Annotated in this window: 7 protein-coding genes; 1 reads left to right on the top strand and 6 read right to left on the bottom strand. The window is 49.5% G+C overall.

What is annotated here, in order from left to right; translation table 11 throughout:
* From ACOJTG_RS04805 to ACOJTG_RS04830, 6 genes are all read right to left on the bottom strand, one after another.
* A partial coding sequence (locus ACOJTG_RS04805; RefSeq protein WP_420152779.1) for a GDP-mannose 4,6-dehydratase occupies positions 1–136 on the bottom strand: 136 nt, incomplete at its 3' end.
* 20 nt (positions 137–156) lie between these two features.
* Positions 157–1116, bottom strand: a complete 960-nt coding sequence (locus ACOJTG_RS04810) for a GDP-L-fucose synthase family protein (protein ID WP_420152773.1) — start codon at positions 1114–1116, stop codon at positions 157–159.
* 24 nt (positions 1117–1140) lie between these two features.
* Entirely contained in the window at positions 1141–1806 is a 666-nt protein-coding gene (locus ACOJTG_RS04815) for a sugar transferase (protein ID WP_420152774.1), read from the bottom strand.
* 199 nt (positions 1807–2005) lie between these two features.
* On the bottom strand, positions 2006–4303 hold the full coding sequence (locus ACOJTG_RS04820; RefSeq protein ID WP_420152775.1) for a GumC family protein: 2298 nt from the start codon (positions 4301–4303) through the stop codon (positions 2006–2008).
* 9 nt (positions 4304–4312) lie between these two features.
* Positions 4313–4438: a hypothetical protein gene (locus ACOJTG_RS04825; RefSeq protein WP_420152776.1), complete on the bottom strand. Its 126-nt coding sequence runs from the start codon at positions 4436–4438 to the stop codon at positions 4313–4315.
* A gap of 833 nt (positions 4439–5271) precedes the next feature.
* Positions 5272–5799, bottom strand: a complete 528-nt coding sequence (locus tag ACOJTG_RS04830; protein WP_420152777.1) for a DUF2911 domain-containing protein — start codon at positions 5797–5799, stop codon at positions 5272–5274.
* 200 nt (positions 5800–5999) lie between these two features.
* Between ACOJTG_RS04830 and ACOJTG_RS04835 the strand changes: the two genes are divergently transcribed.
* A partial coding sequence (locus ACOJTG_RS04835; RefSeq protein WP_420152778.1) for a M28 family peptidase occupies positions 6000–7504 on the top strand: 1505 nt, incomplete at its 3' end.

Below are 7504 nucleotides of genomic sequence, written 5' to 3' on the forward strand. Positions count from 1 at the left end.
AATGATCGATCCGTTCGGTGTTGATCAAAGACGCCCGGCGTTTCACGCCGTGCACCAGGTACCCTTTTTCTAACAGTAACTCCGACAGATATGCTCCGTCTTGGCCGTTCACGCCCGTAATTAATGCCGTCTTCATTGAAAGAAAGAAAGAATAAGTTAATAGGTCACTGGATACGCAGTCCTAGCATTAAGGTGTGCTCCAAGAAAATCCTGGTAGGTGATTCGCAGACCCTCTTTTAATGCGGTTCGATGCCGCCAGCCCAACGCGTGTAGGACCGACACATCAAGGAGTTTTCGTGGGGCTCCATCGGGTTGGGCGAAGTCGAAGTCAATCTCACCCGGATAACTGACCGTGGTTTTTACCAACTCAGCCAACTCCCGAATACTTATGCCTTCTCCCGTACCCACGTTCACGGGCTCCCGACCTTGGTAATGCTGCATGAGATACACGCAAGCATCGGCCAGATCATCGGCAAAGAGAAATTCCCGGCGGGGCGTACCCGTTCCCCAGACGTTCACGCAAGGGGTACCCGCTAAGGTAGCTTGGTGAAACCGATGCACTAATGCCGGCAATACATGGGCCTCTTGCGGGTGGTAATTATCTCCTAGTCCGTATACATTTGTGGGTACGGCCGTTATGAAATTCGCTCCGTACTGATCGCGGTAGGCCTGGCAAAGCTTAAGCCCCGCGATTTTAGCTACGGCGTAGGATTCAGTAAGCGGTTCCAGGGGGCCTTGCAGCAAATAATCCGTCTTTACGGGCTGAGCAGCCAAGCGGGGATACATACAGCTGCTCCCCAAAAACAACAGTTTTTTCACCCCGTATTGATAAGCCGCGTGCACGACGTTGGCCTCAATCATTAAGTTATCATAAAGAAACTCCGCCCGGTAGGTATCATGGGCAGAAAGTCCCCCGACGCGAGCCGCCGCAAGAAACACATACTCGGGTTGCTCCTGAGCAAAGAAACGATTTACTGCTGCCTGATTACGCAAATCGAGTTCTACCGAACTACGTTTCAGAAGTTTACGATAGCCCTGCTGTTGTAAATGATGGATAATGGCCCCACCCACCATCCCTCGATGGCCGGCTACATAAATTTTACTAGATACGTCCATACGGGCGATTTAGAGATAAACAAATCAGTGAGCTTTTTCGTCGCCTTGGATCATTTTCTGTACGGTCCACCAGCAAATCTTCACGTCCAAGCCGGGCGACTGCTTTTTTATGTACCATTGATCCAATTTCAAGCGATGTTTCATCTGCAACAGATTGGCCTCCCCGCGATAGCCGCGGCTTTGGGCTAAACCGGTGATACCGGGCTTGATGAGGTAACGAACGGCGTAGTCAGGAACCAGATCCCAGTACTGAGCATCGTGCTCCAGGGCGTGCGGCCGGGGTCCTACAATACTCATGTCTCCCCAGAGCACGTTTAAAAAGTGCGGCATCTCATCCAGATTCGTCTTGCGGAGGAACTTGCCTACGCTGGTTACGCGTGGATCGTTGGGAATGGCCTGACTAAAGGGAGCATTGACCTGGTACCGCATGGTGCGAAACTTCAAACACTTAAAGTGACGTCCTCGCCGACCGGTTCGTCGTTGAATGTAGAAGATCGGACCCGGCGAAGAAAGCTTTATCCAAATACCAATCAGGGGTATCATCCAGGAGAGAACCATTGTTATAACTAGTCCGGCCATCAGCACATCAAAGACCCGTTTCCCCCAGTCGGGTAGAGGTGGTGATGCGGGTACTGGTTTGGGTTTCAGACGTAGTTTAGGAACAGTGAATACAGGTTCTACATAGCTCATGTTTTCAGGTGTGTTAGTAGAATGGGAGGTAATCGCCATCAGGGGCAGTTCCGCTGGACAAAGCGGGTGGAAGTAGTGCACGGACGAATCCGGCACTACCTACCCTTTTCCTGGCATACAGTAGTTCAATTCAGGAGCGATCAGCGTCTAACGCTTCGCTACATACGTTACCTGACTTCGTGCGTTCCTCTAGCGGAGGTTAGGATAATTTCTGAAGTTCTTTGGGACTGTAGGCATATTGATAATAGGCCGAATCCCGTTTGTTCTTACCCATACCGTTAAGAATGATATTCAGCTTTTGGAAACGCTGTTCGCGGTACAACGTATCGAGCGTCTTCAAGTACGTTTTAGGAGTTACATCCTGCCGTACCAGATACATCGTTGCATCCGCATAGGTAGCAATCAACTGAGCATCCGTGACTAGCCCAATGGGTGGGGAGTCGACGAGAATATGCGTAAACCGCTGCCGTAACTCGTCAAAGAGTTGCTTGAGCCGTGGGCTACTGAGAAGCTCCGAAGGATTGGGCGGAATGGGACCGCTAGGAATAATGTAATAATTAGTATATCCCGGGATTTCGTACAAGACGTCATCCAGCGTAGCCTCTTCAATGAGGTAATTGGAAATACCTACGGTATGATTTAAATCCAAACTCTTCTGCAACTGCGGACGACGCAAATCCATTTCTAAAATCACCGTTGGATAATTCACCAAGGCTAAGCTCGCTCCCAGGTTCAAGGATACAAACGATTTACCTTCCCCGCTGATGCTGGAGGTAAACAAGAGCACCTGACTATCCGTAGCCGACTTTAAGAATTGTAAGTTCGTACGTAGGGACCGGATTTGCTCGCTGAGTACGGACCGATCTGCAATGACGAGTCCGCCGCCGCCTTTACTGTTAACGACTTCTCCCAGAATGGGAATCTGCGTCAAGCCTTCCACATCGTTGCGTTGCATGACGCGGTTATTAACCGAGTCCCGACCGTAGATAAAGCCAATGGGCAACAGGAAGCCTAACAGGGCAAAGGCCATGTACACGTTCCGCTTGACGGGTTGAATCGGTAACTTGCCACTACGGGCCGCATCGACCGTCCGGCTATCGGCAATCGTAGCTGCGTGCGTTACCGCCGTTTCCTCCCGTTTCTTGAGTAAGAAGGTATAGAGGTCATTTTTGATGGCCTGCTGACGAGAAATATCGAGTAACAGACGCTCTTTACGGGGAATGCCGCGTAGTACCCTTTCCATTTTAGAATTGGTGGCCAGCATTTGTGATTTTGAAGTGACCAGCATGGTACGCATGGTCTGCACATTATCCCGAATATTGGCTTTCACGTTGCGAATCTGACTCTCCATAATTTGCAATAGGGGGTTCATCTCATTGGAAGTCCGCAGGAGTTGCTCCCGCTTTAGTTCGAGTTCAGATACTTGGCCGATTAATCCCAAGAGTACCTGATCATTCAAACCCAGCGTGGAAGGAGCTCCACTGCGGTCTTTACCCCGCGAATCCAAATACCGCTCAATATCACCCAGCGTTCCCAGTTGAATATTGATTTCGTTCAATCGGGAATCGTTTTCCTGAACGCCGTGCAAGAATTTTTCGGCCTGAACGCTCAGATCCGTAATGCCATGCCTACTCTTATAGGATTCAACATCTTTTTCAACCGTTTCCAACTCGCCCGACACCAAGCCCAGGCGTTCGTCGAGAAAGCTTAGCGTATTCGATGCCGTTTTATTTTTATCACTTATGGCCGCCGCATTATAGGCTTCAATCAGGCCATTCAAAATGGCTTTCGCTTTTGCGGGAACCGGGTCGGTGATGCTTAGTTCAATGACCGTAGACTGTTTACTTTTGGTATCAGCCGTTAACTGACTCAAGTAGTTTTCTACCACTTCTTCCCGGGACAGCACGTGTACTTCCAGTTCAGGCATGGCTTTCAAGGGCGTCCAGGCCGGAATAAGCCGTAGCTTTCCGTAAGGCGTTTGAACGCTTTTATTGAGGGGATATTCGACGCCATCAATGGCTACGCGATTATCTCCGGGAAAAGTCAGTTGTAAGGGGTTACTAGGGATCGACTCACTGGGACGCTCGATGACCACGTGTACGGGTACCAAATCATAAATCTCCCGTTTGCCAAAGTTTGATTCCACCAAATACCGTATATCCAGATCCAGCTTATCGACCACCTCATCCATGAGGGTATATGATTTCAAAATCTCGATTTCATTATCCACGAGCTTTTGCTGACCGAAAATGTCCAAACCTTTGAGCATGTCATCATTGGCAGCTCCTTTCTGTTCATCCTTTACCAGCAAGCTGGCTTTGGCCCGATAAATGGGGGCTTGATAAAGCAGGTAGATATAGGCCAGACCTAGGGCACAAGCCACAGACAGTACAAACCAAGGCCAACTTTTCAGGTAGCGTCGAACGGCCGTCCAAAGTTTGGATTGCTCAGGATCAATAACCTGATAGACTTCATAAGCGGTAGCGGGCGTTTCCATAAACTTGGGTCAATCGACGGGATTGGGTTCGTAAGGGATTGGAATATCAAAAGGGGCATACGCTGACCATCGCTCCAGCGTTACAAGCTGAGCTTCGGGCAGGGCGTGGGTGGGCTTCCCTAGGGGAAACTGCACGCGGTTTCGTACGGCATGGTGGCGGATACAAGTCGTTTTCTGCCCGTTACGGCAGCTAACGAAAGGGACATAGCAATAGCCAGGAAGTGCTCACGCTACAAGTTATACGTGCAAACGAAGCCCTGGGCCCGTTCACGCATACGTACGTGTACTTCCATTTAGCAATGCTTCAATGTTTTGTATTGGACAACCACTAGAAGGACAAGAAAGCGGGATCCAAAAGACCAAGCCTCTGTTTCTAGGGCAATCGCTTACGCTACTGGTATGGCTCAAGGGGGATTTACTTCTTAAGTCCATGAAGAGTACGTTTCTTGAAGGTAGATTCAGAGCTAATCCTTCCTTTGACTACACTTGCTTCTATACTACTTTTCAGGTAGTCTCGATCTGGCGGAGCTAGGACTAACAGCTAAACATAAATAGCACAAGGGGCAACTTGAGCAAGAAAACGTACGGGTACTAAGAACAGAAGCAGATATGGGCGGAATAATCTGGCCTCTAGGACAACTCGACAATAGTTCAGGTTAAACCGTGTAATGAGTCTGGCCTCATAAGAAGCTTAGGTCAAAAGTAATCTTAAATTTCAATTAATTTAATACTTAAAGAGAAAAAATATTTAATTTTTTTAAAATCTAACTAAAGTTCAGTTTTTCAGTTAATTAATCCTCTTAGAACTCTATCCGGCGGGTAAATCGCTGGGTATTAGGGGTTCTAAGAAGTCTATGGTGTACTTGCGAAAGGATAAAGCGTAGATCATTTTCGCCACTGTTCTGAGGATAGGCCATCAAAAAAGGTCGCCTTGACTAAGACGACCTTTTGGGGACATTACGAAAATCTTATTTCACTTTAAAATCCACCAGCGTATTCGCCCAAGCCATACTAACGGTACCGGAGTTAGCCACGTTGATGGTAAACTTCTCGGTCATTTGTGGAGCCTTGCGTGCGGGTACCGTTACCCGTAACACGTCATCGGTTTGCTTGTACTCGTAAGCACCCCACTGCTGGGCCGTCTTATTAAAGATAATGGTCCACTCCTTTTCCCCGGGAATGGTAAATAGGCCGTATTTACCCGCGGGCAGTTTTTTACCTTCCACTTTCAAATCGCCTGAGGTTTCAAAGGTGGTGGCTTCGTTGGCACCCGTACGCCATACCTGACCGTAGGGAGCTATTTTTCCGCTTTTATCCCATACGTCGCGGCCTTTTACGGAAGGCTGCGAATAATCAATGGTAATGGTTTTTCCGTTGACTTTGCCCATTGCCTGAGCCGGAGGGCTGGGACGTTTCGACTTGTCCTGGGGTTGGTTTTGAGCAAAGCCTACGAAGGCAACGCAGAGAACAAGGAGGGTGAGAAGTGCTTTTTTCATGTGATGCAATGCAGTTAAGACCTACAAAAAACGTCGCTACGCACGAAATGTTCGTGATTTTGTGCGGTTTTTTGATAAATGGCACGTACAGGCCAAACTTTTCAAGCAATTTAGCAGATATGAAAGCCCTTTTCAGGAACGGTAAGCTGTCACAAAGAGCGTCTACCTGGCTTAAAGGCAAGAACCTAACAGAACACCGAATGAAATTTTTGCTTCAGGCGGCCCTTTGCGGCGTGCTGGCGAGTGCCTCTTTACAGGCACAAACACCCAAAAAATCCAAAGCCGCTACCCCAACCAAAGCCTTGCCCGAATTCGCCCTCAAGGAAGCTACGGTCGGCCAACACGTTCGCTTTTTGGCTGCGGATGAAATGTTGGGTCGGCGTACGGGTGAAATAACTAATAATGTAGCGGCCCGCTACCTGGCTGAATACTATCGCAGTCTGGGACTTAAACCGGCTGGCGAAGATTACCTGCAAACGGTAAACCTCGAACGGGTAACGCCCGGCAGTCAGGGTTATTTGACCTACGGCGGTGATACGTTAAAAGTAAAAGAGCATTTCATCAGCTTTTCGGGTGAGTCGGCCTCGTTCCAGCAGGCTCCTGTCGTTTTTGCGGCCTATGGTCTGGAAAACGATTACCAGGGCCTCGACGTGAAAGGAAAAATTGTCGTTGCTCAGTTTGGAACGGCCGATGCCAAATCACCCATGGAAGGTTTTGAATCGGCTGAGCAAAAGTCAAAGATCGCGGCTCAGCACGGAGCCCTGGCTTTGATTGAAGTCCTACCACCGCAGCTGCCCTGGATGAGCGTAGCCAATTATTTCGGACGGGAGCAAGTCCGTTTAGCCGCGGACGGTACTTCGCCCGCCTCACTACCCCACTTATGGCTTGGCGGAAAAGCAGCTAAAGGTTTCAACCGCGATCAAGTGAAACAACTCTCCGGTCAAACGCCCAGTCAGAACAAACAGGCGATCCGCTCCTTTAACGTAGCCGCCGTATTAGAAGGTACGGACCCGGTTCTAAAGCAGGAATACGTGGTTTTATCCGCCCACTTCGATCACGTAGGTACGGGTAAAAACGGGGGCGGTACCTTTACGGCCGCTGACAGTATCTTCAACGGAACCCGCGATAATGCCTTCGGAACGGCAGCCGTACTCAGTGCCGCCCAGACGCTTACCAGCGTAAAGCCTAAACGCTCGATTCTGTTTTTAAACTTTACGGGCGAAGAACTCGGGCTTTTGGGTAGTAAGTATTACGCCGAACACCCACTCGTGCCCATGAAATCCTGCGTTTATAACCTGAATTGTGACGGTGCGGGTTATAATGATACGACGCTGGTTACCGTCATTGGCTTGGAGCGTACGGGTACGCAAACCGAATTTGAAACCGCCGCGGCGGCGTTTGGATTGAAGGTGAATGCCGACCCCGCCCCCGAGCAGGGACTCTTTGACCGCTCGGACAACGTCAGCTTTGCCGCCAAGGGCGTACCTGCCCCGACGTTTGCTCCAGGCTTCACTAAGTTTGATGCCGGTTTATTTAAATTCTACCATCAGGTCAGTGACAATCCGGACTCGATTAGTTATCCGTACTTACTCAAATATTGCCAGACCTACGCCTATGTGGCACGTCTGATTGCGAACCGTGCGACTCGTCCCCGCTGGAGTAAGGGCGACAAATACGAAGCAGTCAGTCAGCAATTATACGGTCA

The sequence above is a fragment of the Siphonobacter sp. genome, assembly GCF_048595215.1.
Taxonomy (GTDB): domain Bacteria; phylum Bacteroidota; class Bacteroidia; order Cytophagales; family Spirosomataceae; genus Siphonobacter.

Coding starts and splice junctions, on each gene's coding strand:
- ACOJTG_RS04810 (WP_420152773.1), bottom strand. CDS start 1,116: ATGGACGTATCTAGTAAAATTTATGTAGCCGGCCATCGAGGGATGGTG.
- ACOJTG_RS04820 (WP_420152775.1), bottom strand. CDS start 4,303: ATGGAAACGCCCGCTACCGCTTATGAAGTCTATCAGGTTATTGATCCT.
- ACOJTG_RS04815 (WP_420152774.1), bottom strand. CDS start 1,806: ATGAGCTATGTAGAACCTGTATTCACTGTTCCTAAACTACGTCTGAAA.
- ACOJTG_RS04830 (WP_420152777.1), bottom strand. CDS start 5,799: ATGAAAAAAGCACTTCTCACCCTCCTTGTTCTCTGCGTTGCCTTCGTA.